Here is a 25,814-nt window from a genome sequence, read left to right on the forward strand (position 1 = left end):
GTCCACAGGCGTGGACTGGAAGAAACGAGCGCATGTTCAAGAAAATCCTGATCGCCAACCGTGGCGAGATCGCCTGCCGTGTGATCAAGACCGCCCGCCGCATGGGAATCGCGACGGTGGCGGTGTATTCGGAAGCCGACCGCAATGCGGTGCATGTCGAGATGGCGGATGAAGCCATCCTGATCGGTCCGCCGCCGGCGGCCGAGAGCTATCTCCTGATCGACAGGATCGTCGAGGCCTGCCGCAGGACGGGCGCCGAGGCGGTGCATCCCGGCTACGGCTTTCTGTCCGAGCGCGAGGCGTTTCCGCGGGCGCTGGCCGATGCCGGCGTGACGTTCATCGGCCCCAATCCCGGCGCCATCGCCGCGATGGGCGACAAGATCGAATCCAAGAAGGCCGCCGCCAAGGCCAAGGTCTCGACGGTGCCGGGTTATCTCGGGGTCATCGAGGACGATGTCCACGCCGTGCGCATCGCCGACGAGATCGGCTATCCCGTGATGATCAAGGCTTCCGCCGGCGGTGGCGGCAAGGGCATGCGCATCGCCCACAGCCGTGCGGAAGTGGCGGAAGGATTCAAGCTGGCGCGCGCCGAAGCCAAGGCGTCGTTCGGCGACGACCGCGTGTTCATCGAAAAATTCATTGTCGATCCCCGCCACATCGAGATCCAGGTGCTCGGCGACAAGCACGGCAACGTCATCTATCTCGGCGAGCGCGAATGCTCGGTGCAGCGCCGCAACCAGAAGGTGATCGAGGAAGCGCCGTCGCCGCTGCTCGATGAAGCGACGCGCCGCCGGATGGGCGAACAGGCAGTCGCTCTGGCAAAAGCCGTCAACTACGACTCCGCCGGCACGGTCGAGTTCGTCGCCGGCCAGGACAAGAGCTTCTATTTCCTGGAGATGAACACCCGCCTGCAGGTCGAGCATCCGGTGACCGAGCTCGTCACCGGCATCGACCTTGTCGAACAGATGATCCGCGTCGCCGCCGGCGAGGAACTGGCGATCAAACAGGGCGACGTGGTCATAAAGGGCTGGGCGGTGGAATCGCGTGTCTATGCCGAGGATCCGTTCCGCAACTTCCTGCCGTCGATCGGCCGCCTCGTGAAGTACCGCCCGCCGGCGGAAGTCAGCCGCGACGGCATCACCGTGCGCAACGACACCGGCGTCGAGGAGGGCGGCGAGATCTCGATCTTCTACGATCCGATGATCGCCAAGCTGATCACCCACGGGCCGTCGCGCATCGCGGCGATCGAGGCGCAGTCGGCGGCGCTGGATGCGTTCTACATCGACGGCATCCGCCACAACGTGCCGTTCCTGTCGGCGCTGATGAACCATCCGCGCTGGCGCAAGGGCGAACTGTCGACCGGCTTCATCGCCGAGGAGTTTCCGCAAGGCTTTGCGGCGCGCGAGCCCGAGGGCGATGTCGCCCGTCGCATTGCCGCGGTGGGGGCGGCGATTGACCATGTGCTGGGCGAGCGCAAGCGCCAGATCTCCGGCCAGATGAACGGCCGTCCCGTGACGCGTGAGCGCCGCCGCGCGGTGTGGCTGAACCGCTGGGAGATCGCGCTCGATGTCGCGCGTGACGGCGAGGCCGTCGCGGTGCGCTTCGTCGAGGCGGGCGGCGAGGCCGGCGCGCCGCATCATCTGGTGTCGACCTGGAAGCCGGGCGAGGGCGTGTGGCACGGCACCATCGACGGTGCCGCGATCGCGGTGCAGGTGCGGCCGATCCCGAACGGCTTCCGCCTCGCGCACGAGGGCTATGAAGTCGCCGTCAGCGTGTTCACCGAGAGCGAGGCCAATGCCGCGCGGTTGATGCCGGTGGTGACGGCGGCCGACACCGGCAAGAAGCTGCTGTGTCCGATGCCGGGCCTCGTGATCTCGATCGATGTTGCGGAGGGCCAGGAGGTCAAGGCCGGCGAGACGCTGGCGGTGGTCGAGGCGATGAAGATGCAGAACGTGCTGCGCGCCGAGCGCGACGGCACGGTCAAGGCGATCCACGCCAAGCCAGGCGCGACGCTCGCGGTCGATGCCCTGATCCTCGAGTTCGCGTGACTGAGGCCGCCTGAACCGCACTGCCCGTCGGCGTCGGCCTCCCCCCAGGCCGACGTCGGCGGGATCTCTTCTCCCGGAGCAAGCGAGACCCAAGATGACGACAACAGCTTTTCCTGACGAGTGGAAGAAGATCGCGGAAGGCGAACTCAAGGCCGATCCGGGCAAGCTGGTGCGTCAGACGCCCGAGAACATCGCCATCAAGCCGGTCTATACGGCGTCAGACCTCGATGGCATCGCCCATCTGGCGTCGCTGCCGGGTTCATGGCCGTTCGTGCGCGGCCCCCGCGCGACGATGTATGCCGGGCGTCCCTGGACCATCCGGCAATATGCCGGCTTTTCCACTGCCGAGGCGTCGAACGCATTCTATCGCTCTGCGCTGGCGGCCGGACAGAAGGGCCTGTCGGTGGCCTTCGACCTCGCCACCCATCGCGGCTACGATTCCGATCATCCGCGGGTCGTCGGCGATGTCGGCAAGGCCGGCGTCGCCATCGATTCCGTCGAGGACATGAAGATCCTGTTCGACGGCATCCCGCTCGGCGACACCTCGGTGTCGATGACCATGAACGGCGCGGTGATCCCGATCCTGGCGACCTTCATCGTTGCCGGCGAGGAGCAGGGCGTTCCGACGAAAGCGCTGTCGGGGACCATCCAAAACGACATCCTCAAGGAGTTCATGGTCCGCAACACTTACATCTATCCGCCGCAGGCGTCGATGCGGATCGTCGCCGACATCATTGCCTACACCGCACAGCACATGCCGCGCTTCAATTCGATCTCGATCTCCGGCTATCACATGCAGGAGGCCGGCGCGACGCTGGTGCAGGAACTGGCTTTCACGCTCGCCGACGGCCGTGAATACGTCCGTGCCGCGCTCGCCAAGGGGCTCAATGTCGACGACTTCGCCGGGCGGTTGTCGTTCTTCTTCGCCATTGGCATGAACTTCTTCATGGAGGCGGCGAAGCTGCGCGCCGCGCGGCTGATCTGGGCACGGGTGATGGCCGAGTTCCAGCCGCAGAAATCATCGTCGCTGATGCTGCGCACCCACTGCCAGACATCGGGCGTGTCGCTGCAGGAGCAGGACCCCTACAACAACATCGTGCGCACGGCGTACGAGGCACTCGCCGCGGTGCTCGGCGGCACGCAGTCGCTGCACACCAACTCGTTCGACGAGGCGATCGCGCTGCCGACCGATTTTTCGGCGCGCATCGCCCGCAACACCCAGCTCATCCTGCAGCACGAGACCGGCGTTACCGACGTCGTCGATCCTCTCGCGGGCTCCTACTATGTCGAAAAGCTGACCGACGATCTTGCCAAGGAAGCGTGGGCGCTGATGGAGCAGGTCGAGGGCATGGGCGGCATGGCGCAGGCCATCGCCACCGGCTGGCCCAAGCGCCTGATCGAGGAATCGGCGACGCGCCGGCAGGCGGCGGTCGACCGCGGCGACCAGGTGATCGTCGGCGTCAATCGCTTCCGCCTCGAGCAGGAAGATCCCATCGACATTCTGGAGATCGACAACTCCACCGTGCGCGCCGCCCAGATCAGGCGGCTGGACGACATCAAGCGGACGCGGGATCCCCAGCGGGTCGCGGCCGCGCTGCAGGCGCTGGCCGAGGTCGCGCGCACCGGCGAGGGCAACCTGCTGGAAGCGGCGACGGTCGCGGCGCGCGCCCGGGCTACTGTCGGCGAGATGTCCGACGCCATGCGCCGGACGTTCGGCGACCACGAGGCGGTGCCGGCGGTGGTGTCCAATGTCTACAGCAACGCCTATGGCGACGATCCCGAGTTCTCCAACCTCGTCAGCCGCGTCGACGAGGTCGCCCGCGCCATCGGCGGCCAGCCGAAGATCATGGTGGCCAAGCTCGGCCAGGACGGCCATGACCGTGGTGCCAAGGTGATCGCATCGGCGTTCGGCGACATCGGCTTCGAGGTGATCGCAGGCCCGCTGTTCCAGACGCCGGCGGAAGCGGCGGCGCTGGCGGTGCGCTCGAAGGTCCATGTGCTCGGCGTGTCGTCGCTCGCCGCCGGCCACAAGACGCTGGTGCCGCAGGTGGTGGCCGAGCTGAAGGCGGCCGGCGCGAGCCATGTCATCGTGGTGTGCGGCGGCGTGGTGCCGCGGCAGGACTATGAGGAGTTGTACAACAACGGCGTCGCCGCGGTGTTCGGCCCCGGCACCAACGTGCTGGAAGCGGCGCGGGCGATCCTCGATCTTATCGAGGGCCGGCGCAGTAACCGCCCGGCCTGAGCCGCGCCAATCGTTTCGGCCATTCGTTCCTGACCGGCGCGCTTGCCATCGCGCCGGTCGTTTGTCGTGCCGCGGCCGTTACGCAGGCGACTGGCTCAGTGGCGCGGCCGTCGCGGCCGGCAGGCGCCTGCCGAGCCGCCATAGCAGCGCAGCGCCGGCGACGACAGTCAGCAGCTGGGTGCCGACGAGCAGCCAGAAGCCCTGGCCGAGGTTCTCGGTCTTGCCGGCCATCATCGCTGCGCCCATGACCATCGGCATCAGCGCCGAGACGAGATTGCCGACGCCGTTGACGACGCCATAGGTGCTGCCGACGGTGCCTTCGCGCGCGACATGCTGCACCAGTGTCGGGATCGCCGGTGCCTGGAAGCCCCAGCCGGCGCCGGCGAGGATCAGCGCGGTGGCGGCGACATAGGGGTTCTCGGCGACGATCGCCAGGGTGACGAAGATGGCGGTGATGATGCCGCCGACAACGAACGCCAGCGGCGCGCGGTGGCGCGGAAGCATGTCGACAAACGAGCCGCCGACGACCCCGGCGACGATCCCGACGATGAACGGCAGGCCGGCGAACACGCTCATCTCGGCGAGGGAGAAGTGCCGGGCTTCCTTGAGATAAGATGGCAGCCAGGTGCTGGCGCCCCACAGGTAGCTCAGCGTGCAGATCTCGATGATCAGGATCCAGAACAGATGCGGCGTGCGCAGTGCCGCCAGCATCAGCGACATCGCCGCGGGCTTCGGTCCGGCGGCGCGTGCGGTTGTCGCCTTCGGCGCCTGGATGAACAGTGCCACCAGGGGCACGCCGATCAGGACGTTGAGCGCGGCCAGTGCCCAGAACGAATCGCGCCAGCCGAAGTGCTGGATCAGAAAGCTGAGGATGGAGTAGCCGGCGCCGAGCCCGATGCTGACGCCGAGCGAGCTCACCGCGTTGGGCTTGCCCACTTCATGCGGGGCGAAGTGCTCCTTGACATACATGGTCTTGAGCGAGAACAGCGGCCCCTCGGCGCTGCCGAGCAGGAAGCGCCAGCTCAGGAACAGCACCACGCTGGTGGTCAGCGCCGACGCGCCGGTGAACGCGGTCCACAGCACGAGGCTGATCAGCAGGCTCGCGCGCACGCTCCAGCGCGCCTCGAACAGCGGCGTCAGGAACCAGGCCGAGAGGCCGTAGCCGAACAGGAACAGCGACATCAGCCGCCCCTGTGCGATGCGATCGCCCTCGAGGCCCAGCGTGAGCAGGAAGTCCTTGTTGGTGATCATCAGGGACACGTTGATGCGGTCCATGTAGGCGATGCTCACCACGAGCATCAGCACGATCACGCCAAGCCACCGTTTCATCTGCACAGTCTCCACTCCTACGCGTTGTTGTCGTGTGGCGCGGGGCGCCATCCTCACCTGTCGTTGTTGTTCAGATCACCAGCGGCGCTGTCGCGTTCAGAACCGCGCGGGCGAGGCTGTGGGCGGTGCCGAGCGATGTCCGGGGATTGTCCGGCGCCGGTGCATTCTCGATCCGGATCGCCACCGTGCCGGCGCGCGAGCGGAATTCGATCTCATGGACGTTGCGCGCGATCGCCGGATCGGCGGCGAGTTCGACGCGGGTCGCGTCGAAGCCGAGACCGGCGAGCGCGACGATCGCGGCGACATTGGCGTTCTTCGGGTAGCTGCGCGCCGCCTCGCGGGCGCTGCCGGAAAAGAACACGCGGGCGTCGCGCAAGGCGTCGAGGTTGAGCAGACCCTCCGCCGGCGAGCCCTTCCACGCGGCGGGCGGCTTGCGGCCGCGGTACAGCACGTCATCGAGACCGGCGAGCTGCGCCGCCTTCAGCGCATCGATGCCGCCGACCGCGCCTGCGGGCAGATGGATACGGGCATTGCCGCGCTGCGCCGCTGCGCGCAAGGCCGCATGGAAGCCGTCGTCGGCGAGGGCGCCGACCGAGGCGATCACCAGATCGGCGCCGCCGGCGAGCACGGCCGGGCCGTGCGCCGCGAGCGCGGCCTGCCCGGCACATTCGACGACGAGATCGAGCCCCGCGAGCTCGTCAGCGGCATGGACCACGCCGTGTTCGCGCGCGAGATCGGCATGGCGGTCCAGCAAGGCGGCGGCGCGCGCCGCGCCGTCGGGCCGTGCGAGACATACCAGGCGTGTGAATGGCGCGGGCGCCGCGCGCTGCAGTGTCGCCAGCAGCTCGGTCGCGATGGTTCCGTAGCCGATCAGGCCGAGCTTCATGATGCGCCTCCGGCGGCGCCGGCGTCGCTGTAGCGGCGGCCCTCGGGTGCGATGGCGCTGAGACCCGGCAGTTGGCGCGGCAATGGGTGGAAGAGGGCGCTGTGGCCGGCGATGCAGGTCATGCGGTCGTGCCTCGTTGCGCGGCGCGCGGCTCGGCCGGCGGCACGTAGCCGAGGCGTTCGGAGATGTTGAGCGCGGCGCGGCGCAGCGCCTCGCCGATGCGGGTGCGTTTGCCGCCCTGGGTGGCGAACGCACTGTCCGGGCCGGTCATGTTGATCGCAGCGACGACGAGGCCGCTGTGGTCGAAGATCGGCGCGGCGCAGGAATCGATGCCGGCCTCGTAGGACGAGTGGCTCCAGGCCAGCCCGGCCTGGCGTGCGGCACGGGTCTCGGCGACGAGATCGTCGATGGTCGTCACGGTCTGTGTGGTGGCCGCCTCCAGCGCGGCGCCGTCGAACAGGGCGCGCAGCTCAGCCTCGGAGAGATAGGCCAGCATGATGCGGCCCATGCTGGTGGCATGCGCCGGCAGCCGCGAGCCGACGCGCACGGCGCTGGCGCGGAACACGTGCGGCACCTGCCGCAGCAGGTAGAGCACGTCGCGGCCCTCGAGGATGCCGAGATGGGTGGAGAGGCCGAACTCTTCGGACAGGGTGATCAGATAGGGCAGTGCGGTCTGGTTGAGGTCGCGCGACAGGAAGGTCTGCGCCGCGACGCCGATCAGGCCGGGGCCGATCTGGTAGCCGGGCCCGTAGGGCTTCTTCTCGATGAAGCGGCCGGCCTCAAGCGAGGCGATCAGGCGCATCAAGGTCGTGCGGTTGATGCGCAGCGCGGCTGCGGTGTGGCTGAGATTGGCGACGGATTCGCCTTCGGAAATGTGGTGCAGCAGCTTGATCGCCCTGTCGACGGCAGGGATGCCGTAGGCCGGCGTGTCGCTGCGCTTCGCCGCGCCGGTGGTCTTCGGCTTCCGCGCCATCAGATGCGCTCCTCGCTGAAATGACGATCGAGCCGCGCAGCGACGGCCGCCGGCTCCTCGAGATAGAGGGCATGGCCGCAGCCCGCGAACAGCACCGCATCGGGTGCCACGGCGGTCTGCCGCGGCAGCGCGGCGGCGACGCGGCGGGCGATGTCCGGCGGCGTCACCACGTCTTCGGCGCCGACTGCGACCAGCGTCGGGCATGCGAGCCGCGCGACATCGTCGAGCAGCCGCCCGGAGCCGAGCAGGTGGGCGGCCTGGGCGTAGCCGGGCAGCGTCATGGTGGCCATCGCCGCGATCACGGCGCGCGTTGCGTCCTGCTTGCGATCGGGATCATGCACCAGTCGCGCGCCGCGCCTGGCGGCGAAGGATTGACCGCCGAGCTCTGCGAGCTCCGCCGGCCGCACGGCGACGGCCGGCGGCAGCGCTTCGCCGGGCGCGATACCATAGCCGAGTGTCGGCGACAGCAGCGCCAGCCGCCCCACCCGCTGCGGCGTCGTCGCCGCGACATGGGCGGCGATCAGCGTGCCCAGCGAATGGCCGAGCAGGTCGACCTGTGTCAGGGCGAGAGCATCGAGTAGCGCCAGCACGGCGCTCGCGTAGTCGGTAGCCACCGGTGTCGCTGTCACGAGCGGCCGGCTGTCGCCATAGCCCGGCGCGTCCCATGCGATCACCGTGCGCGTGGAATCGAGCGCCTGCATCAGCGGTGCGAACGAGAAGCTGCGGCTGCCGATGCCATGCAGCAGAACCAGCGGGCGGGCCGTGCCGGCGCCAGGGCGGACCAGCACGTCGATATCGCCGACGCGGCGTCGTGTGAGGCCGTCATGCGCACGGGATGCGACGTCAGGGTCCGTGGGTGGCACCATGTGAAACTTTCTGTTCAAATATGAACACAATGTTCTATTCAATAAGGTAGCCGTGCATCATGCTTTCGTCAATAAACTGACACGCGTTTTGAACATTGACAGTGGACCGCGTGATGATCAGGATTGTAATCAGAACGGTATGTTCAAATATGAACAATGAGCATGCTGAATTGGCCAGCACAGGAGATCGACATGGCCCAGGCAGAGACGGCGCCGACGCAGCGGCGGTCGTGGGATCGTCCCGAGGGGGCGAGCTTCGAGGAATGGATGAAGGGTCGCGTCGCGCGCGTCGCTGACCGGCCCTATGACTGGAACGCGCTCAAGTTCCAGGCGGACTTCGATCCGAAGTATCGCCGCGCCCAGAAGCGCTTTATCGGCACCGGCGGCACCGGCGTTGCGAAGGACAGCAACACCATTCCCGCCGAGCACTTCACGCTGTCGAACATGATCATCCCCGCCGGCGGCGAGGGGCCGATGCATCTGCACACCGACGCCGAAGAGGTGTTCTTCGTGCTGCGCGGCACGATCAAGGTGATGGTCGAGAAGGACGGCGAGTACTACGAGACCATTCTCGGCGAGCGCGACTGTATCTCGGTGCCGCCGGGCGTCTATCGCGGCGAGATCAATGTCGGCGAGGAAGACGCGATCATGATCGTGATGATCGGCTCGCCCAAGCCGGTGACCCCGACCTATCCGCCGGATCATCCGCTGACCAAGGTCAAGCGCGGCTGAGCGAGACGCGAACCGCCAGTGCGCTGGCGGTTGTCAACCGAAGACAAAAAGCCCCGGTGCCGCATGGCGCCGGGGCTTTTGCTGTCGGGGGTGCAGCGCTGCGCGTGCGCGCGCGTCAGGCGCCGTAGCGATCGAGGCCGAGGTCGGACGCGTCGATCTCCGGCGCGCGGCCGCCGATGATGTCGGTGAGCACGCGCGCCGAACCGCATGCCATGGTCCAGCCCAGGGTGCCGTGGCCGCCGTTGAGGAACAGGTTGGGATAGCGCGTGCCGCCGATCACCGGCGTGCCGTCGGGCGTCATCGGCCGCAGGCCGGACCAGAACGTCGCCGCGGCGACGTCGCCGCCGCCGGCGAACAGGTCGGTCACCGAATGCTCCAGCGTCGCCCGGCGGCGCGGTGGCAGGTCGTTGGTATAGCCGGAGATCTCGGCCATGCCGCCGACGCGGATGCGGTCGCCGAGGCGGGTGATCGCGATCTTGTACGTTTCGTCCATGATGGTCGATTCCGGCGCACGGCTGGCGTCGACGATCGGGATGGTGAGCGAGTAGCCCTTCACGGGATAGATCGGCAGGCGCAGGCCGATCATCGCGGCGATGCGCGGCGCGAAGCTGCCGAGCGCCAGCACGTAGGCGTCGGCGGTGACGAGCCCCGCCGATGTCTGCACGCCGGTGATGGCGCCGCGTTCGGTGCGCAGACCCTCGATCGCGCAGCCGTAGCGGAACGCAACGCCCGCAGCGGCGGCGAGCTTCGCCAGCGCGTTGGTGAACTTGAAGCAGTCGCCGGTCTCGTCGTTCGGCAGCCGAAGTCCGCCGGTGATCTTGTCGCGGGCATGGGCGAGCGCGGGCTCGGCGGCGACGCAGCCGGCGGGATCGAGCAGCTCGAACGGCACGCCGTCGGCGCGCAGCACTTCGATGTCCTTGGCGGTGCCGTCGAGCTGGGCCTTCGTGCGGAACAGCTGCAGCGTGCCCTGGGCGCGGCCGTCATAGGCGATGCCGGTGTCCTTGCGCAGCGCGATCAGGCAGTCGCGGCTGTATTCGGCGAGCCGCACCATGCGGCCCTTGTTGAGCGCATAGCGGGCGGACGTGCAGTTGCGCAGCATGCTGAACAGCCAGCGCACCATGGCGACGTCGAGGCGCGGCCGCAGGATCAGCGGCGCATGCTCCATGAACAGCCACTTCATCGCCTTGGCGGGAATGCCGGGCGCCGCCCATGGCGAGGCATAGCCTGGCGACACCTGGCCGGCATTGGCGAAGCTGGTTTCGAGAGCGACGCCGTCCTGGCGGTCGATCACCGTGACCTCGTGGCCGGCGCGGGCGAGATAGTAGGCGGTGGTGACGCCGATGACGCCTCCGCCGAGAACTGCGACCTTCATGCGGGTCTCCCGAAATGGGGCGTGGGATGGCTGTCGTCGTCGCGATGGATGCGGGCGTAGCGCTGCCCCAGCGACGTCAGGATTTCATAGGCGATGGTGCCGGCGTCGCCGGCGACGTCGTCGAGGCTCTGGTGCGGTCCGATCAGCTCGACGCTGTCGCCGGGGTTTAGCGTGCCCGCGGGCAGCGCGCTGATATCCAGCGTCATGCTGTCCATCGAGACGCGGCCGGCGATCGGCAGGCGGATGCCGTTGAAGAAGGCCGCGCCGCGGTTGCCGAGGCAGCGCGGCCAGCCGTCGGCATAGCCGACGCCGATGGTCGCGAGCCGCGTCGGCGCCGCGGCGTGGAAGGTGAGGCCGTAGCCGACGCCGGTGCCGGCGGCGATCTCGCGCACCTGGATCACCCGCGCGTCGAGGCGCACCACCGGCCGCAGCGGCGACGGCGCGCCGGTCTGTGGATGCACGCCATAGAGCGCGATGCCGGGGCGGGCGAGATCATTGTGATAGGACGCATCGAGCAGCGCGCCGCCGGAGTTGGCGAGCGACAGCCGCGCGCCGGAAAAGTCCGCGGCGAACGCGCGGAAGGCGGCGAGCTGTTCGGCATTGGCCGCGTGCAGCGGCTCGTCGGCGCAGGCGAGATGGCTCATCAGCAGAACGACGTCGATGTCGTCGAGCGTGCGCTGCGCGCGCAGCGCTGTCAGTTCCGCGGCGGACAGGCCGAGGCGCGACATGCCGGTGTCGACCTGCAGCGCGCCGGGCAGGCGGCGGCCGAGCCGGGCTCCGGCGGCGGCCCACGCCGCCACCTGCTGCGGCGTGTTCAGCGCGGGAGTGACGCCGAGCGCGATCGCCTCGGCCTCGGCGCCCGCCTGCAGGCCATTGAGCACGTAGAGCGCGACGCCCGATGGCAGGTGCGCGCGCAGCTCGCGCGCCTCCGACAGCTGCGCGACGAAGAAATCGCGGCAGCCGTCCTTGAGCAGGGCGGTGACGACGCGCACGGCGCCGAGCCCGTAGGCGTTGGCCTTGACCACGGCGCCGGCGGCGGCCGGCCGCACGCGATCGCGGATATGGCGGTAGTTGGCGCGCACGGCCGACAGATCGATGGTCAGCACCGCGCCGGCGGCGATGTCGTGGGAGGCGAAGGCAAGCGTCATGGGCGCATCCGCAAATCGGGTTCCCCGCAAGGCTACAGCGAGGTTGTTCGAATGTTGGTTGATGATGCGGAATTTCGTGTCTATCTTGAGCTCTAGACACAATATAATGCGACTTCGGACAATAATATGCAGGCACTCGACACCATCGACCGCCAGATCCTGCGCCATCTCAAGGCCGACGGGCGCATCAGCAACGTTAAGCTGGCGGCGGCGGTCGGGCTGTCGCCGTCCGCGTGCCTGCGCCGCGTCCAGATCCTGGAGGAGCAGGGCACGATCCGCGGCTACACCGCGATCGTCGAGGGGCCGGACACCGGCGCTGGGATCGTCATCATCGTGCAGATCACGCTGGAGCGGCAGACCGAGCAGTTCCTGCATCGTTTCGAGGCGGCGGTGCGCAAGCATCCCGAGATCCGGGAGTGCTACCTGATGACCGGCGGCTCCGACTATCTGCTGCATGTCGAGGCCGAGAGCGCGGCTGGCTATGAAGCCGTGCACAAGGAGATTCTGTCGCGCCTGCCGGGCGTCGCGCGCATCCACTCCAGCTTCACCATCCGCCGCGTGCTGCCGGCGCGATAGGAGGCTGAATCGCCCGTGCCTTGGTCGCGCGGCAATTATGAGGTTCGTATGGTTATGGTCGCGGTCGTGTCTGATGTTCAGGTTGGGGCGACAGACATCAATCGTGTTGTCTTGCAAAGCTCCTGACCACGTAGAGGGCAGCGACAGCGATGGCGGGATAGAGAAGCAAGCGAACTTGCTCAGGCCCTATCCCGAACATGTTATGCGCAACCGGCGAGAGGATAGCCAGGACGGCTAGCGCAAAGCCCAAATAGGCGAACCCTCTCCATGCTTTCGGTAGAAAGCTAAATGCGAATTCGGAGATGGCTGCGACAGCTATCGTCGGTATCCAGTAGTGAAACGCCAGGATTGCGATAGCGAGCCCAAACAGATAGTGGCTTAAAATGCTGGGCGTGACGAGTGTGAGTGCTTCAACGCCCCACCACAGCAGTATCGCAAGCAGGAAAATAACTAGATCCATTTTGTCCCGGATGTATCGACCAATAATGTATCCCTATTGCGTTCATACACGAATTGACCTTTTGTTTCCGTATGCAATTGGGCTTGCCGGCTCCCGTTCCTGGGGCCAGTGATGTTGCTTTGATAGATCTCTGGATTTTCGTGTGATGGCAGGAATGAGAACGCTTGCTTCCGGCAGAGACGGTTCTGCTATCCTGCAATGAGCGATCGCAGAAAATCCCCGACGATTGCCGCGAGCGCGTCCGGCTTGTCGTGGGGCAGTCCATGGCCGACGTCGGCGATGCATGCGGACCGCAACCGCGGATTGAGGGCTTCGAGCTCCCGCGCCGTCGCGCCGGAGACGACGCCGTGCTCGCCGATGACAAGCAGAATCGGCGCTGCGATCGCGGCGATCAGGTTGCGATAGTCGGGATTGGGCGGTGTCAGGACGTCGAAAGTGGCGACAGGTGTCCGCAGCCGCGCATCGACGATCCATTCGATCATCTCGGCGGAGCGGTGGGGATGGCGCAGGCGGGCGTCGGCCAGCGCCTCGGCGCGGCCCATGCCGAGAAACCGGCGATGCTGGGCGGCGGCGTCGCTCTCGAACACCTCGCGCTGGCGCGCGGGGTCGAGGAAGGTCGGATCGACCAGGACGAGGCCACTGAGGGCCGCGCCGGCGTCGCGCGCGACTACGGCGGCGGTCATGCCGCCCATCGAATGCCCGAGCAGGACCGGGGCCTGGAGACCGAGCGCGGCGATGAGGCCGGCGACGTCGGCGGCGTGATCGCCGTAGCGATAGCCTTGCGGCGGCGTGTCCGACAGCCCGTGGCCGCGCGCGTCCGGCATGACGACGTCGTAGTCGCGCGCGAGCGCGCGTGCCAGCGGCGTCCAGCAGGCGCCGCCTCCGGTCAGCCCGTGGAGTGCGACCAGCGGCGGCTTGTCGCCGCCCGTGCGCAGGTAGTGGATGCGGATGCCGTTCGCTTCGCAGGTGGCGCTGATCCAGGTCGTCATCGGGGCAACCATCGGGGAGAGAGGAGGGCTTGCATGCGCTCGGCCGGGGTCAGCGCGCGGGACGGTCGATCCGTGTGGTGGCGAAGCGCTTGCGCAGCCATTTTGCCGCGGGGCCGCACGGCTTCTGCTTGTGCCACACCATCTCCAGCGCGATCGGCAGATCATAGTCGTCGAACTGCAGCTCGGGCGTGACGAGGTCAGGCGCTTCCGGCGCGCTGGCGATGACATGGCCGGAGGCGAACGCCCAGCCGATGCCCTGCTTGACCAGTTGCAGGATCACCCAGTGGCTCTCCACCCACCACACGTCGGCGGCGACCCGCAGGCGGCGCTTCTCGGGGCCATCGCTGCGCGCGCCGACCAGGATCTGGCGGTAGCGCTTGAGATCCTCCCAGTCGACGCGGGTGCCGGCGAGCGGATGGTCTCTGGCGCACACCATCTGGATCGGCACCCAGCCGATGGTGCGGAAGCCAAGCTCGACCGGCAACTGCTCCTGCCGCCAGCTGATGCCGATGTCGGCCTTGCCGGCCCGCACGAGGCTGGTGACGTCCTCCATCAGCGGAAACAGCATCTCCAGCTCGACATGGGGAAAGTGGCGCGCGAAGTCGGCGAACAGCGGCGCCAGCGCCGGCTCGGGATAGAGCTCGTCGATGGCGATGACCAGCTTGCGCTCGACCTTCTCCTCGAAGCTGCGGGCAACGCCGATGAGATGCTCGCGGCGATCCAGCACCACCTTCGCTTCAAGCAGCAGGCGCTCGCCCGCGGGCGTCAGCACCGGCTGGCGGCCGGCGCGGTTGAACAGCCGGATGCCGAGATCCTCTTCGAGGTTCGCGACATGGGTACTGACGGCCGACTGCGCCTTGCGCAGCACGCGCGCCGCCGCGGAGAACGAGCCGTGCTCGGCGGCGGCCGCGAACGCTTCGAGCTGATCGAGGGAGACGGTCATCTATCTCAATATCAGATGGTATCTATCTTGATGGAACCTAAAATACAGATAGAAAGGATATTGTCAATAAGAACAATGATTTAGGAGTTCCATCATGTCCATGCGTTCATTCCCCGACCGGATCCGTCACGCCGTGCTGTTCGAAGCCATCGGCCTCGTGATGCTGGTGCCGCTGGGCGCCTGGCTGTTTGGGCTCGAAGCCCACAAGGTCGGTATCGTCGGCGTCGCCGCCGCGACCATCGCGACCGTCTGGAACTTGGTCTACAACCTCGGCTTCGATCATGCGATGCGCCGCACCGTCGGCCACACGCGCAAGTCGATCCCGACACGCATTCTGCATGCTGGCCTGTTCGAGCTCGGCCTGCTGATCATGCTACTGCCGCCGATCGCGTGGTATCTCGGCATGACGCTGTGGGCGACGTTGCTGATGGATCTGTCGATGATCGGCTTCTATCTGGTCTACGCGTTCGGCTTCAACATCGCCTACGATCGCGTCTTCCCGATCCCGGTGCGGGCGGCTGTCCGCGCCTGATCCCTGAACTGATCCGAACAACCGACGCGGCGCTTTGCGCCGCGTCTTTTTTTTTGCGCGCTCGGCCCAAGCCTGCTCTAAGCTCGGCTGATAGTCGAGATGCTTCAGCTAAATCGTTGGCGTCGACAGCTCAATATATCGTGGCGGGCAATATCGGACGTCCGCATTTGGGACCCGAACGAACGCAGGCGGATGAGCTTGACTCGGGTGTACCTCAGCCTTTGCGTGCGCACCAATGACGATTTTTATGGATTGGGGGTCGCCATCGGTGGCGTGACGGTGGGCGGCACTAGAAGATATCCTTTGATATGTGGACCTTCTACCGATGGCGCCTCGTCACGTCTGAACACCCGAAATTTCTTACGCTCCTTTCCATGTTCGGCGGGCGGAGCCGCTTCTTTAGGTCGCTGCTCGGTGTAGACATACATCGGGTTGCGCTTGCTCCCGAGCGCTGCCACCGGAACAATCGCCGCTCCTCCGGTCTTTGCTGCATTGGCAGTCACCGCGCCTGGCCCATTGATCCAGATCGTCAAGATGCTGTTTTGCTGAAGCGAGCCTGACGCTTCGACGGTCGGGGAATAATGGGTTGCGACGAGTGAATATTTGCCCTCGAGGCCGGTGATGATCTGAATGGTGAAAGTATAGGTCATCTGCGAGGGGTCGGCGCTATCCGCCTTACTCGCGGTCGAGAGATAGTTTGCACTCAGCAATGCGCCATTGTCTCGCAACCAGGCGGCCATCGGCTTTTTGCCATTGACGAGAATGCGCGTGAATTTAGGGGCATACGCGCTCTGGCCGTCAGCAAATAGCTCTAATTCTGGAAGTTGGAGGTGCGGTCCGGTATAGCAGCCGCGTTGCAGCGGATCGGAGGCATGATCGGTCGAAGTGAGCTCGGCGTCCTGCCTGATTAGGAAACTCCAGATGAGATCGTCGGTTGCCTGAGTCGAGATCGACGGAGCGACATGGTCGGTAGCCGTCGCAGTTGCGCTGATGATTTGCTTGAAATCGAATCCCGTTGCGCCGGCGAGTGCCGCCGATGAATCCGTGACCTTGAGCTCTGTTGTATATGTGCCATAGAGCGTCGGTTCGACATCAAAATAGGCGTATTGTGCGAATGCCTGAGGTGGCGAAATCTTCTCCAGATCCGCATAGGCGGTTTTCCGTCGCCGTTCGATCTCATAGAACGTCACGAGCTCGCAACGAATAGATTTCAGAAAGCCAGGGATCTGTCCTGCCGTGATTAGGCCGGACTGTGGATCGTGAACAAAGTAAAGGCTGGTACAGCCGCCGAGTTCTCCCATCAAGGAGAGGGCCGCGATGACAACGGCAACGAGACGGCGCACACCAGATGCGCGCGATACATCAAATCGATTATGCACGGAAGCCCCCGCGCGGAAAGATTTAAGTAATAAGAAATAATGGTCATTCGATGAGAGAAGAGTCAATAGAGGCGTATTTTCAGTTCGCCCGTCCTTGGCTTTAGCTTGCAGCTTCACTCACGGGATTTTAGGTTGGTTCGGTCCTTTGGCCTGTGGCATCGAGGTGATCCTAGCCGTTGGTTCTCATCGTGCAACGGCTTGCCTGTTCGACCGGTGCGCCGTCCAGATGCGCCTCGTGAGCCCTACGAGGCCCATCGGCGCAACCAGCACGAGGCCGATCAGGACGATGCCGAAGATCGCCGACGGAGCGGCCTTCGAGACCTGGTCGGCGAGGTTGGGCAACAGCACGACGAACGCCGCGCCGATCGGTGCGCCGATGATCGAGGTGTTGCCGCCGATAACCGAGCCGACCAGCAGGCTGATCGACAGCGTCACCGTGAACGTGTCCGGCGAGACGAATTCCGTCGCCAGCGCCGCGAGAGCGCCGGCGAGGCCGGCGTAGAGCGCGGAGACCGCGAAGGTCGTCGACTTGGTGATCGCGAGATCGATACCCATCGCTTCGGCGGCGGTCGGATTGTCGCGGACCGCGACGATGGCGCGGCCGATCCGGCCGGAGAGGATGTTGCGGCCGAGCCAGAACGCCAGCACCGCCACGATGATGCAGACGCTATAGAGCCACTGGTCGTCGCTCAGCGGCAGCCCCCATGGCGCCTGGGGCTTTGATAGCACGAGGCCCTGAACGCCGCCGGTCCACGGCTCCAGCATGTGCGACTTGAGGACGTAGGGTGTCGTGACGGCCAGGGAGAAGGTCGCAAGGCCGAGGTAGACGCCCTCGAGGCGGAGCGCGGGGAAGCCGAACAGGAAGCCGACGACGAAGCAGCAGATGGCGGCGGTCGGCACGGCGGCCCAGGAGGGCGCCGTCTCGGTCGCCAGCAGGATGCCGGTGACATAGGCGCCGATGGCGAAGAACGCGCCTTGCCCGAGCGAGATCTGGCCATTGAAGCCCGCAAGGATGTTCAATCCGAGAATCGCGATCGCGTAGATGGCGATCATGGTCAGCACGAACAGCTGGTAGCCGGAGGCGAGGCAGGGTGCCGCAACGGCGACGCAGGCGCCGGCCGCGATCAACAGCGGCGTCAGCCGGGCGCCGCCGGGCGGCCAGCGAGTGGAGGGCGTCTGGAGCGTGGGTTTGGCGATCGTCGTCATGACATCTGCTTTCGTCGAAACAGGTGAGTCGGGTTGGCGGCGCGATCCGGCGGGATCACACCCGGCGGACAATGGCGCGGCCGAACAGGCCGGCGGGGCGCACCAGCAGCACTGCGAGGATGATCGCGAGCGCGACGGCGAGCTTGAGTTCGGTGCCTACCACGTAGGCGCCGGCGAGGGTTTCGACGACGCCGACCGCGAAGCCGCCGGCCGCCGCGCCCCACGGGTTGTTGATGCCGCCGAGCAGCGCGCCGGCGAAGCCGTAGAGCAGGATGCCGCTCATCATGTTGGGGTCGAGATAGAACATCGGCGCGGCCATCATGCCGGCGACGGCTCCGATCGCGCCGGCGAGGCCCCAGCCGAGACTGAGCATCAGGCCGACACGCACGCCGACGAGCCGGCAGGATGCCGGGTTCTGCGCGGCGGCGCGCATCATCAGGCCGAGCGGCGTGAAGCGGAAGAAGCCATAGACCAGCACGAGCACCAGCAGGGTCGTCGCGATCATGCCAATCTCGTGGCCGGAAAGGGCGCGCCCGAACGGCATGCTGTCGGGGAACGGGCTCGGAAAGCTCTTGATGGTGTAGCCGAAGATCGCGCCGGCGAGGCTGTTGATGACCACCAGGAGGCCGATGAACACGATGACGATGCTGACGACCGGGCCGCGGTCGACGCGGCGCACGACCAGCCGCTCGATCGCCATGCCGGCGAGGAACGCGAAGCCGAGCGTGACCGCGAAGGTGAGCCAGTAGGGCAGGCCGGCCTCGATCAGGGCCCATGCGACATAGGTGCTGAACATCGCCATCTCGCCCTGGGCGAAGTTCACGTGATGGGTGGACTGGTAGATCATCACCAGCGCCAGGGCGAGCGTGGCATAGATGCCGCCGACCGCGAGGCCGGACAGTGCCTGCTGCAGGATTCCGCTCATCGCATCCGTTCCTTTCAGTAGCCGAGATAGGAGCGCCGCACATTCTCGTCGGTGCTGAGCGCGTCCGCCGATCCGCTCATCACGACGCGGCCGGTCTCCATCAGATAGGCGTCGTCGGCCAGCGCCAGCGCGACCCTGGCGTTCTGCTCGACCAGCAGCATCGCTACGCCTTCGTCGCGGTTGATGACGCGGAGGATCGAGAAGATCTGCTCGACGATGATCGGTGCGAGGCCGAACGACGGCTCGTCGAGCAGCAGCAGGCGGGGCCGCAGCATCAGCGCGCGGGAGATCGCCAGCATCTGCTGCTCGCCGCCGGACAGCGTTCCGGCCTGCTGGCTGCGCCGCTCGAACAGCCGGGGAAAATAGCCGTAGATGCGGGCGAAGTCGTCGCGCACGCGGCCGCGATCGCGCCGGGTGCAGGCGCCGAGCGTCAGGTTCTCCTCGACCGTGAGCCCGGCGAACGTGCCGCGGCCGTCGGGGACATGGGCGACGCCGGAGCGGGCGATGCTTTCGGTCGACAGGCGGTCGATGCGGTGGCCGCCAAGGCGCACTTCGCCGTCGAGCTGCACCATCATGTTGCAGAGTGCGCGCAGCAGCGTCGTCTTGCCGGCGCCGTTGGCGCCGAGCAGCGTGACGATGCGGCCTTCGTCGATGCGCAGGTCGATGTGCTGCAGCACATGCACCCGGCCGTAGCGCGCGCTGACGTCGCGCATTTCGAGAAGAGCGGTCATGCGGTGCCTCCGAGATAGGCGCGGATCACGTCCGGGTTGCTGCGGACCTCGTCCGGAGTGCCTTCGGCGATCTTCTGGCCGAAGTCGAACGCGACGACCTTGTCGGACACCCGCATCACCAGGTTGAGATGATGCTCCACCAGCAGCACGGTGAGGCGAAAGCGGTCACGGATTGCGACAATGAGTGCGCGCAGGTCGTCGACCTCCTCGTGGTTGAGCCCGCCGGCCGGCTCGTCCAGCAGCAGCAGGTCGGGCTGCGACGCCAGCGCGCGGGCGAGCTCGACCCGCTTCTGGGTGGCGAAGGTGAGCCGGTTGACCGGCAGGCCCGCGATCGCGGTGAGGTCGAGCCGCTCCATCAGTTCGTCGGCCTGCCGCGCCAGCGCGGCCTCCGAGCGCCTGAAGCGGCCGAGCTGAAGCGCAGCGTCGAGAAAGCCGCCGCGGCTGTGGCAGTGGCCGCCGACCATGATGTTCTCGCGAACGGTCATGGAGCCGAACAGGGCGAGGTTCTGGAAGGTGCGGCCGATCCCAAGGCCGGCCATACGATGGCGCGGCACGCCGCCGATCGGGGTACCCTTGAACAGGATGCTACCGCCGTTGGCGTCGTAGAGGCGGCTCAGGCAATTGAACAGCGTTGTCTTGCCGGCGCCGTTCGGGCCGATGATGCCGCAGATCTGGCCTGCGCCGACCGCGAAGGAAATGCCGTTGAGCGCCTTCACCCCGCCAAAGCGGATCGACAGATCGCTCACTTGAAGAATGGCCTCGCTCATCGTTCCGCCCGTTGTTGTGCTCATCCAGTTTCTCAGATCCGGATTTATTGTCGACAAAAAATTTTAATCAGTATATTTCAGATATGCAACAATTCTGGGCAGGGTCGCCCTGCGGCATTGTGGAAGGCGGACGTCGGATCCCATGGAAGAGCTTGTCAGGCGCACCGCGTGCGAGATCGTCGGCCTGCTCCAGCGCGGTGAAGTTTCGCCGCTGGAGCTGATCAATGTCGCCCAGCGCCGGATCGAGGCCGTCGAGCCCGCCCTGAATGCGGTGCCGACGCTGTGCCTGGAGCGGGCCCGCGACCGCGCCCGGGCTTTCGATCGGCAAGCGGCCGGAGGCGCTGCGGGCCGCTTCCTCCACGGCCTGCCCGTTCTCATCAAGGACAACACCGCCGTGGCCGGCGTGCGCACGACCTATGGCTCACTGGTCCACGCCGCCAACATCCCGGCGCAGTCGGACCTCGTGGTGCAGCGCCTCGAGGCCGGCGGCGCGATCGTGATGGGCAAGACCAACACGCCGGAGTTCGCCGCCGGCGGCAACACCTACAATGCGGTGTTCGGCACGACCCGCAATCCATGGGACCTGCGGACGACGCCCGGTGGCTCCTCGGGCGGCGCCGCGGCGGCGCTGGCCGCGGGCGAGGCCTGGCTCGCGTCGGGCAATGATTTCGCCGGCAGCGTGCGGCTGCCGGCGAGCTTCTGTTCCATCGTCGGGCTGCGGCCGACGCCCGGGCGCATCGCGCGAGGGCCGACGCGGCAGCCCTATTCGCCGCTGTCGGTCGAGGGCTGCATGGCGCGCACCGTCGAGGATGTCGCGCTCGCGCTCGACGTCGAGGCCGGCGATCATCTGCTCGATCCGCTGTCGCTGCCGCGTCCCGAAGCAGGCTATCGCGCCTCCCTCGACCGGGCCTTCGCGCCGGCCCGCGTCGCGTTCAGTCCGGATCTTGGCCTCGTGCCGGTCGATCCGGAGGTCAGGGCGATCTGCGCTGCGGCGGCGCTGCGCTTGCAGGATGCCGGCTGCAGCCTCGATGAGGCGCATCCCGATCTGGCGGTCGCCGACTGGATCTTCGAGACGCTGCGCGCCTTCATCTATGTCGAGCGCGTCGGGCCGCTGCTCGCCGCGCACCGCGCGCAGCTCGGCGCCCACGTCGTCGAGAACACCGAGCGCGGTCTCGCGCTCGGGATCGAGGAGCTGATGCGCGCCCATGTCGCTCATGGCGAGCTCTATCGCCGTGCCGTGGCCTTCTTCGCCGATTTCGACGTTCTGATCTGTCCCACGGCGATCACGCCGCCGTTCGATGCGACAATGACCCATCTCGACGCGCTGCAGGGTCGGAGCTTCGCCACCTATGTCGGCTGGATGGCGCTGACGTCGGCGGTCACGCTGATGGGATGTCCGGCGCTGTCGTTGCCTTGCGGCTTCACGTCCGCGGGGCTGCCGGTCGGGCTGCAGATCATCGGGCCGCCGCGACAGGAGCTGCGGGTGCTCGCCATCGCAAGGCGCCTCGAAGCGCTGCTGGCGCTGCCGCGCACGCCGATCGAGCCACGCCCTGTCGCGCTGCCGGTCGCCGGCGGCGCGCCGTCGTTCAATCCGGACCTATCCCAGAGGAGCGTAGGATGAGATATCACCGCGTGCTTGATGGACTGATCGTGCTGACGCTGCTGACGTCGATGGCGGCAGCCGGCGAACGCAAATATGATCCGGGTGCGACCGACAGCGAAATCAAGATCGGGCAGACCATGCCCTACAGCGGTCCGAATTCGACCTTCGGCGTCTACGGCCGCGTCCAGGCGGCGTACTTTCAGAAGATCAACGATGATGGCGGCATCAATGGCCGCAAGATCAATTTCATCTCGCTGGACGATGCCTACAGTCCGCCAAAGACGGTCGAGCAGACGCGTCGTCTCGTGGAGAGCGAGCAGGTGCTGCTCGATTTCTCGCCGCTCGGCACCGCGCCGAACACCGCGATCCAGAAATATCTCAACACCAAGAAGGTGCCGCAGCTGTTCGTGATCGGCGGCGCCAGCAAGTGGGGCGACCCGGCGCGCTTCCACTGGACCATGAGCTGGCAGCCCAGCTACTACGACGAGGCGCGGGTGTTCGCGCAGCAGGCGCTGGCGCGGGTGCCGAACCCGAAGATCGCCATCCTGTCGCAGAACGACGATTATGGTCGCGACTATGTCAAGGGCATCAAGGACGAGCTGGGGCCGCGCGCGGCGGAGCTGATCGTCAAGGAGCTGACCTATGAGGTCACCGATCCGTCGATCGACTCGCAGATCATCTCGCTGCAACAGTCCGGCGCCAATGTCTTCATGAACATCGCCATCCCGAAGTTCGCCGCGCAGGCGATCCGCAAGGCCAGCGACATCGACTGGCATCCGCTGCAGTTCGTCAACAGCCTGTCGTCCAGCGTCGGCACGGTGCTGAAGCCCGCCGGTCTCGAGAAGGCGAGGGGTATTGTCACTACCGCGTTCTACAAGGATCCGACCGATCCGACGTGGCAGAACGATGCGGAATACCTTGCGTGGGTGTCGTTCATGAAGAAGTACTTTCCGGACGGCAAGCTCGACGACAGCAACAATGTGTTCGGCTACATGCTGGCCCAGACCATGGTGCAGGTGCTCAAGCAGTGCGGCGACGAGCTGACGCGGGAAAACGTCATGCGCCAGGCGGCGAATCTCAAGGATTTCACGCCGGCGATGATCCTGCCGGGAATCCGCATCAACACCAGTCCCGACAACTACTATCCGATCCGGCAATTCCAGCCGCGGCGGTTCGACGGCGAACGCTGGGTCGACGACGGCGCCGTGATCAGCCGTTGAGCACAACGCGGCATCGCCCCTTTCTTCGTGTCCACATTTGTGGCACTCCTGTTTACACAATGCACTTCGCGGGAGCGCGGATCTGATTCCATCCGCGCCCATGGCCGAAGGAGGAGAGCGCGCGAGCGAGGGAGGCGCGTGAAGCAATGGCATCGAAGGCAAAAGTCAAGCTGACGCGCGTCGAGGTGATCGCCAGGGAGCTCGAGGAAGACATCTTCCTCGGCCGCCTCAAACCGCAGAGCAAGCTCGACGAAACCGAACTCGCCAGGCGCTTCAAGGCTTCCCGGACGCCGGTGCGCGAGGCGCTGTATCATCTGGCGTCTGCCGGCCTTGTCGAGATCCGGCCGCGGCAGGCGGCGGTGGTTGCGTCGCTGACCCTGCGGCGTCTGCTCGAACTGATCGCGATCATGGCGCATCTCGAGGATCTGGCCGCGCGGCTCGCGGCCGTTCACATGACCGATGCCGAAATCGCCCAGTTGGAAAAGATCCACAAGACCTGTGCGGCCAGCGCGGCCAAGGGCGATTCCAGCGGCTATTATGCGTCCAGCAAGCAGTTTCATGAGCTGATCTATCTGGGATCGCGCAACCAGTCGCTGGCCGAGATGGCGCACAACATCCGCAACCGGATCTTTCCGTACCTGCGCAACCAGCTCAACATCGGCGACCGCCTCGCGCGCTCGATCGACGAGCATGAGCGGGTGTTCAAGGCGATCAAGGCGCGCGACGCCGAGGCCGCCGCCAAGCTGATGCGCGAGCACGTGATCCAGCAGGGCGAAGTGTTCTCGAACTTCATTTCCGCGCTGCCGAGCGCCGACACCATGGTCGCGCTCGCCTGAGGCGCCGTCCGCGCGCCATGTCCTGATCACCGTCGATGTGTTCGCGCCGCGCTCGCCATCGCGCCGGCGCCGCGATGTCCTGCGTCCGGCATGCGGTCGCGGGCGGTTGACGGCTGCCGGCCAGCGTGTCTAGTATGCAAAAAGACAGAAATTGTCGACAATAATGGAGTAGAAATTATGCCTGTTACCCCCGTCATTCCCGTGGGCGCCGCCCCGCCGCTCGCGCCGTACTCGCCCGCGATCAAGGCCGGCGGCTGGGTCTTCGTGTCCGGCATGCTGGCGATCGACGCCCACGGCGCCATCGTCGGCGTCGGCGACGTGCAGGCCCAGACCCGCCATGTGCTGGAAGCGATCAAGGCAACGCTGGCTGCCGCCGGCGGCTCGCTCGCCGACATCGTGCAGAACCAGATCTTCCTGAAGGACATGGCCGACTACGCCCGGGTCAACGAGATCTACGCGACCTATTTCCCCGCCCATCCGCCGGCGCGCTATTGCATCCGCGCCGACCTCGTGAAGCCTGAATTTCTGGTCGAGATCGTCGCGACCGCCTACGTCGGCGCCTAGCGCCGCTTTCGTCAGCCAGAGGCCGTGAGGGCACAGATGGACATCAGCCAGGACCATGACGTTTGCGCGCTGTCGGCAACCGAGCTGACGCGGGCGTATCGACAGCGTGCGCTGTCGCCGGTGGACGTCGCGCGCGCCGTGCTCGATCGCATCGAGGAGACGCAACCGACTATCAATGCCTTCTGCTTCCACGACCGCAGCACCACGCTGGCGCTTGCGAAGGCGTCGGAGCGGCGGTGGGCGGCGGGCGAGCCCGCGGGTCTGCTCGACGGCGTGCCGGTGTCGATCAAGGACAACCTGCTGCTGCGCGGCTGGCCGACGCTGCAGGGGTCGCGGGTCATCGCGGCCGAGCAGTCCTGGGACGAGGACAGCCCCTGTGCGGCGCGCATCCGCGCGCACGGCGGCGTGTTCATCGGCAAGACAAACCTGCCGGAGTTCTGCCACAAGCTGATCACCGACAATCCGCGCAGCGGCGTCACCCGCAATCCCTGGGACGTGCGCAAGTCGCCGGGCGGATCGAGCGGCGGTGCGGCGGCCGCGGTCGCCATGGGCATCGGCCCGCTGGCGATCGGATCCGACGGCGGTGCGTCGATCCGCGTGCCGGCGGCGTGGTCCGGCATCTTCGGCCTCAAACCGACCTTCGGACGCGTGCCGGCCTATCCCGCCGGCACCTATGCGCCGTTCAGCTACATCGGCCCGATGACCCGCACCGTCGCCGACGCGGCGCTGCTGCTGACGGTCATCAGCGAGGCCGATGCGCGCGACTGGGCGGCGCTGCCGGCAGACGGCCGCGACTATCGCATCGGGCTCGAGCGCGGCGTCGAGGGCATGCGCATCGCCTGGAGCCCGGCGCTTGGCTTCGCCGACGTCGCGCTTGATTCCGAGAGCGTCAGCATCGCGCGCCGTGCGGTGGCGATCCTCGCGGAGCACGGCGCGATCGTCGAGGAAGTCGATCCCCCGATCGCCAACCCGCAGGTCGAATATCGCAAGATCTGGAAGCTGCTGACCGCGCAGGCGCTGCGGCAGTTCACGCCGGAGCAGCAGGCACAGATGGATCCCGCGTTCCTGATGCTGGGGGCGGGCGCCGACCAGATCGCAGTGCGCGAACTGTACGACGCCATGGAGCTGTGCGGCACGCTCGGCACGCAGATGGGCCTGTTCCATCAGCGCTACGATCTCCTGCTGTCGATGGCGACGCCGGGACCGGCGATCGACGTCGTTACGCCGCTGATCGAAACCGTGAAGAACAGCGCGCTGACGCGGCCGTTCAACATGACGCGGCAGCCTGCGGCGAGCGTGCCGGTCGGCCTCACCGCGGCAGGCCTGCCGGTCGGTCTGCAGATCGTCGGCGCCGTCAATGACGAGCCGCGCGTGCTGCAAGCGTCGGCCGTGATCGAGCGGGCGGTCGGGCGGCTCGTGCTCATGCCGTCGGCGGTTCGCAACTGAAGCGGGCAGGGCCATGGATCATCATCTGTCGAGGAGTGCCA

Annotated in this window: 24 protein-coding genes; 10 read left to right on the forward strand and 14 right to left on the reverse strand. The window is 66.6% G+C overall.

Annotated features, from left to right (window positions below):
* Positions 1-32 precede the first annotated feature (32 nt).
* Both JQ639_RS26855 and scpA read left to right on the forward strand, forming a co-directional pair.
* Positions 33-2,048 (forward strand): acetyl-CoA carboxylase biotin carboxylase subunit, encoded by a 2,016-nt coding sequence (locus tag JQ639_RS26855; RefSeq protein ID WP_211990941.1) that lies wholly within the window; start codon positions 33-35, stop codon positions 2,046-2,048.
* Positions 2,049-2,142: 94 nt separating this feature from the next.
* Positions 2,143-4,290 (forward strand): methylmalonyl-CoA mutase, encoded by a 2,148-nt coding sequence (gene scpA / locus JQ639_RS26860; protein WP_211962244.1) that lies wholly within the window; start codon positions 2,143-2,145, stop codon positions 4,288-4,290.
* Positions 4,291-4,368: 78 nt separating this feature from the next.
* Here scpA and JQ639_RS26865 read toward each other — a convergent pair whose 3' ends face one another.
* The 4 genes from JQ639_RS26865 to JQ639_RS26880 form a co-directional block, all read right to left on the reverse strand.
* Positions 4,369-5,619 carry an MFS transporter gene (locus JQ639_RS26865; RefSeq protein ID WP_211962245.1) on the reverse strand — a complete coding sequence of 417 codons (1,251 nt, stop codon included), beginning with the start codon at positions 5,617-5,619 and terminating at the stop codon, positions 4,369-4,371.
* Between the two features lie 70 nt (positions 5,620-5,689).
* On the reverse strand, positions 5,690-6,505 hold the full coding sequence (locus JQ639_RS26870; RefSeq protein ID WP_211962246.1) for an aspartate dehydrogenase: 816 nt from the start codon (positions 6,503-6,505) through the stop codon (positions 5,690-5,692).
* Between the two features lie 118 nt (positions 6,506-6,623).
* Positions 6,624-7,478 carry an IclR family transcriptional regulator gene (locus JQ639_RS26875; protein ID WP_211962247.1) on the reverse strand — a complete coding sequence of 285 codons (855 nt, stop codon included), beginning with the start codon at positions 7,476-7,478 and terminating at the stop codon, positions 6,624-6,626.
* Positions 7,478-8,344: an alpha/beta fold hydrolase gene (locus tag JQ639_RS26880; protein ID WP_211962248.1), complete on the reverse strand. Its 867-nt coding sequence runs from the start codon at positions 8,342-8,344 to the stop codon at positions 7,478-7,480. The genes JQ639_RS26875 and JQ639_RS26880 overlap by 1 nt, the downstream gene beginning before the upstream one ends.
* Before the next feature lie 192 nt (positions 8,345-8,536).
* On the opposite strand from JQ639_RS26880, the gene JQ639_RS26885 reads away from it, so the two are divergent.
* The gene (locus tag JQ639_RS26885; protein WP_211962249.1) at positions 8,537-9,076 is read left to right on the forward strand and encodes a cupin domain-containing protein; all 540 of its coding nucleotides are present in this window, start codon (positions 8,537-8,539) and stop codon (positions 9,074-9,076) included.
* A 115-nt stretch (positions 9,077-9,191) separates the two neighbouring features.
* Here the strand turns inward: JQ639_RS26885 and JQ639_RS26890 are convergent, their stop codons facing one another.
* Together JQ639_RS26890 and alr are read right to left on the reverse strand one after the other, a co-directional pair.
* The gene (locus JQ639_RS26890; protein WP_211962251.1) at positions 9,192-10,448 is read right to left on the reverse strand and encodes a D-amino acid dehydrogenase; all 1,257 of its coding nucleotides are present in this window, start codon (positions 10,446-10,448) and stop codon (positions 9,192-9,194) included.
* Positions 10,445-11,596, reverse strand: coding sequence for an alanine racemase (alr, locus tag JQ639_RS26895; protein ID WP_211962253.1), 1,152 nt, complete (start codon positions 11,594-11,596; stop codon positions 10,445-10,447). The genes JQ639_RS26890 and alr overlap by 4 nt, the downstream gene beginning before the upstream one ends.
* Positions 11,597-11,722: 126 nt before the next feature.
* On the opposite strand from alr, the gene JQ639_RS26900 reads away from it, so the two are divergent.
* Entirely contained in the window at positions 11,723-12,172 is a 450-nt protein-coding gene (locus JQ639_RS26900; RefSeq protein WP_211962255.1) for an Lrp/AsnC family transcriptional regulator, read from the forward strand.
* 97 nt (positions 12,173-12,269) lie between these two features.
* Here the strand turns inward: JQ639_RS26900 and JQ639_RS26905 are convergent, their stop codons facing one another.
* From JQ639_RS26905 to JQ639_RS26915, 3 genes are all read right to left on the reverse strand, one after another.
* Complete coding sequence (locus tag JQ639_RS26905) at positions 12,270-12,632, reverse strand: hypothetical protein (RefSeq protein ID WP_211962257.1); 363 nt, start codon at positions 12,630-12,632, stop codon at positions 12,270-12,272.
* Positions 12,633-12,820: 188 nt separating this feature from the next.
* Entirely contained in the window at positions 12,821-13,621 is an 801-nt protein-coding gene (locus JQ639_RS26910) for an alpha/beta fold hydrolase (protein WP_211962259.1), read from the reverse strand.
* A 49-nt stretch (positions 13,622-13,670) separates the two neighbouring features.
* Positions 13,671-14,564 carry a LysR family transcriptional regulator gene (locus tag JQ639_RS26915; RefSeq protein ID WP_211962260.1) on the reverse strand — a complete coding sequence of 298 codons (894 nt, stop codon included), beginning with the start codon at positions 14,562-14,564 and terminating at the stop codon, positions 13,671-13,673.
* A gap of 94 nt (positions 14,565-14,658) precedes the next feature.
* Between JQ639_RS26915 and JQ639_RS26920 the strand changes: the two genes are divergently transcribed.
* Complete coding sequence (locus JQ639_RS26920) at positions 14,659-15,096, forward strand: PACE efflux transporter (protein WP_211962261.1); 438 nt, start codon at positions 14,659-14,661, stop codon at positions 15,094-15,096.
* Between the two features lie 245 nt (positions 15,097-15,341).
* Here the strand turns inward: JQ639_RS26920 and JQ639_RS26925 are convergent, their stop codons facing one another.
* The 5 genes from JQ639_RS26925 to JQ639_RS26945 all read right to left on the reverse strand — a co-directional run bounded on the left by JQ639_RS26925 (position 15,342) and on the right by JQ639_RS26945 (position 20,128).
* On the reverse strand, positions 15,342-16,592 hold the full coding sequence (locus JQ639_RS26925; RefSeq protein WP_211962262.1) for a hypothetical protein: 1,251 nt from the start codon (positions 16,590-16,592) through the stop codon (positions 15,342-15,344).
* 66 nt (positions 16,593-16,658) lie between these two features.
* Positions 16,659-17,681 carry a branched-chain amino acid ABC transporter permease gene (locus JQ639_RS26930; protein WP_211962263.1) on the reverse strand — a complete coding sequence of 341 codons (1,023 nt, stop codon included), beginning with the start codon at positions 17,679-17,681 and terminating at the stop codon, positions 16,659-16,661.
* 55 nt (positions 17,682-17,736) lie between these two features.
* A complete protein-coding gene (locus tag JQ639_RS26935; protein WP_211962264.1) occupies positions 17,737-18,606 on the reverse strand; it encodes a branched-chain amino acid ABC transporter permease in 870 nt (289 codons plus the stop codon).
* A gap of 14 nt (positions 18,607-18,620) precedes the next feature.
* Entirely contained in the window at positions 18,621-19,337 is a 717-nt protein-coding gene (locus JQ639_RS26940; protein WP_211962265.1) for an ABC transporter ATP-binding protein, read from the reverse strand.
* On the reverse strand, positions 19,334-20,128 hold the full coding sequence (locus tag JQ639_RS26945; protein ID WP_211962266.1) for an ABC transporter ATP-binding protein: 795 nt from the start codon (positions 20,126-20,128) through the stop codon (positions 19,334-19,336). Before JQ639_RS26945 ends, JQ639_RS26940 begins: the two co-directional genes overlap by 4 nt.
* 118 nt (positions 20,129-20,246) lie before the next feature.
* Here JQ639_RS26945 and JQ639_RS26950 point away from each other — a divergent pair, with 118 nt between their 5' ends.
* From JQ639_RS26950 to JQ639_RS26970, 5 genes are all read left to right on the forward strand, one after another.
* Positions 20,247-21,725: an amidase gene (locus tag JQ639_RS26950; RefSeq protein ID WP_211962268.1), complete on the forward strand. Its 1,479-nt coding sequence runs from the start codon at positions 20,247-20,249 to the stop codon at positions 21,723-21,725.
* A complete protein-coding gene (locus tag JQ639_RS26955; RefSeq protein WP_211962270.1) occupies positions 21,722-22,927 on the forward strand; it encodes an ABC transporter substrate-binding protein in 1,206 nt (401 codons plus the stop codon). Before JQ639_RS26950 ends, JQ639_RS26955 begins: the two co-directional genes overlap by 4 nt.
* Positions 22,928-23,073: 146 nt before the next feature.
* On the forward strand, positions 23,074-23,763 hold the full coding sequence (locus JQ639_RS26960; RefSeq protein WP_211962272.1) for a GntR family transcriptional regulator: 690 nt from the start codon (positions 23,074-23,076) through the stop codon (positions 23,761-23,763).
* Positions 23,764-23,940: 177 nt separating this feature from the next.
* A complete protein-coding gene (locus JQ639_RS26965) occupies positions 23,941-24,327 on the forward strand; it encodes a Rid family hydrolase (RefSeq protein WP_211962274.1) in 387 nt (128 codons plus the stop codon).
* A 36-nt stretch (positions 24,328-24,363) separates the two neighbouring features.
* A complete protein-coding gene (locus tag JQ639_RS26970; protein ID WP_211962276.1) occupies positions 24,364-25,773 on the forward strand; it encodes an amidase in 1,410 nt (469 codons plus the stop codon).
* Positions 25,774-25,814: the final 41 nt, after the last annotated feature.

The sequence above is a fragment of the Bradyrhizobium sp. U87765 SZCCT0048 genome (assembly GCF_018131225.1).
GTDB lineage: Bacteria > Pseudomonadota > Alphaproteobacteria > Rhizobiales > Xanthobacteraceae > Bradyrhizobium_A.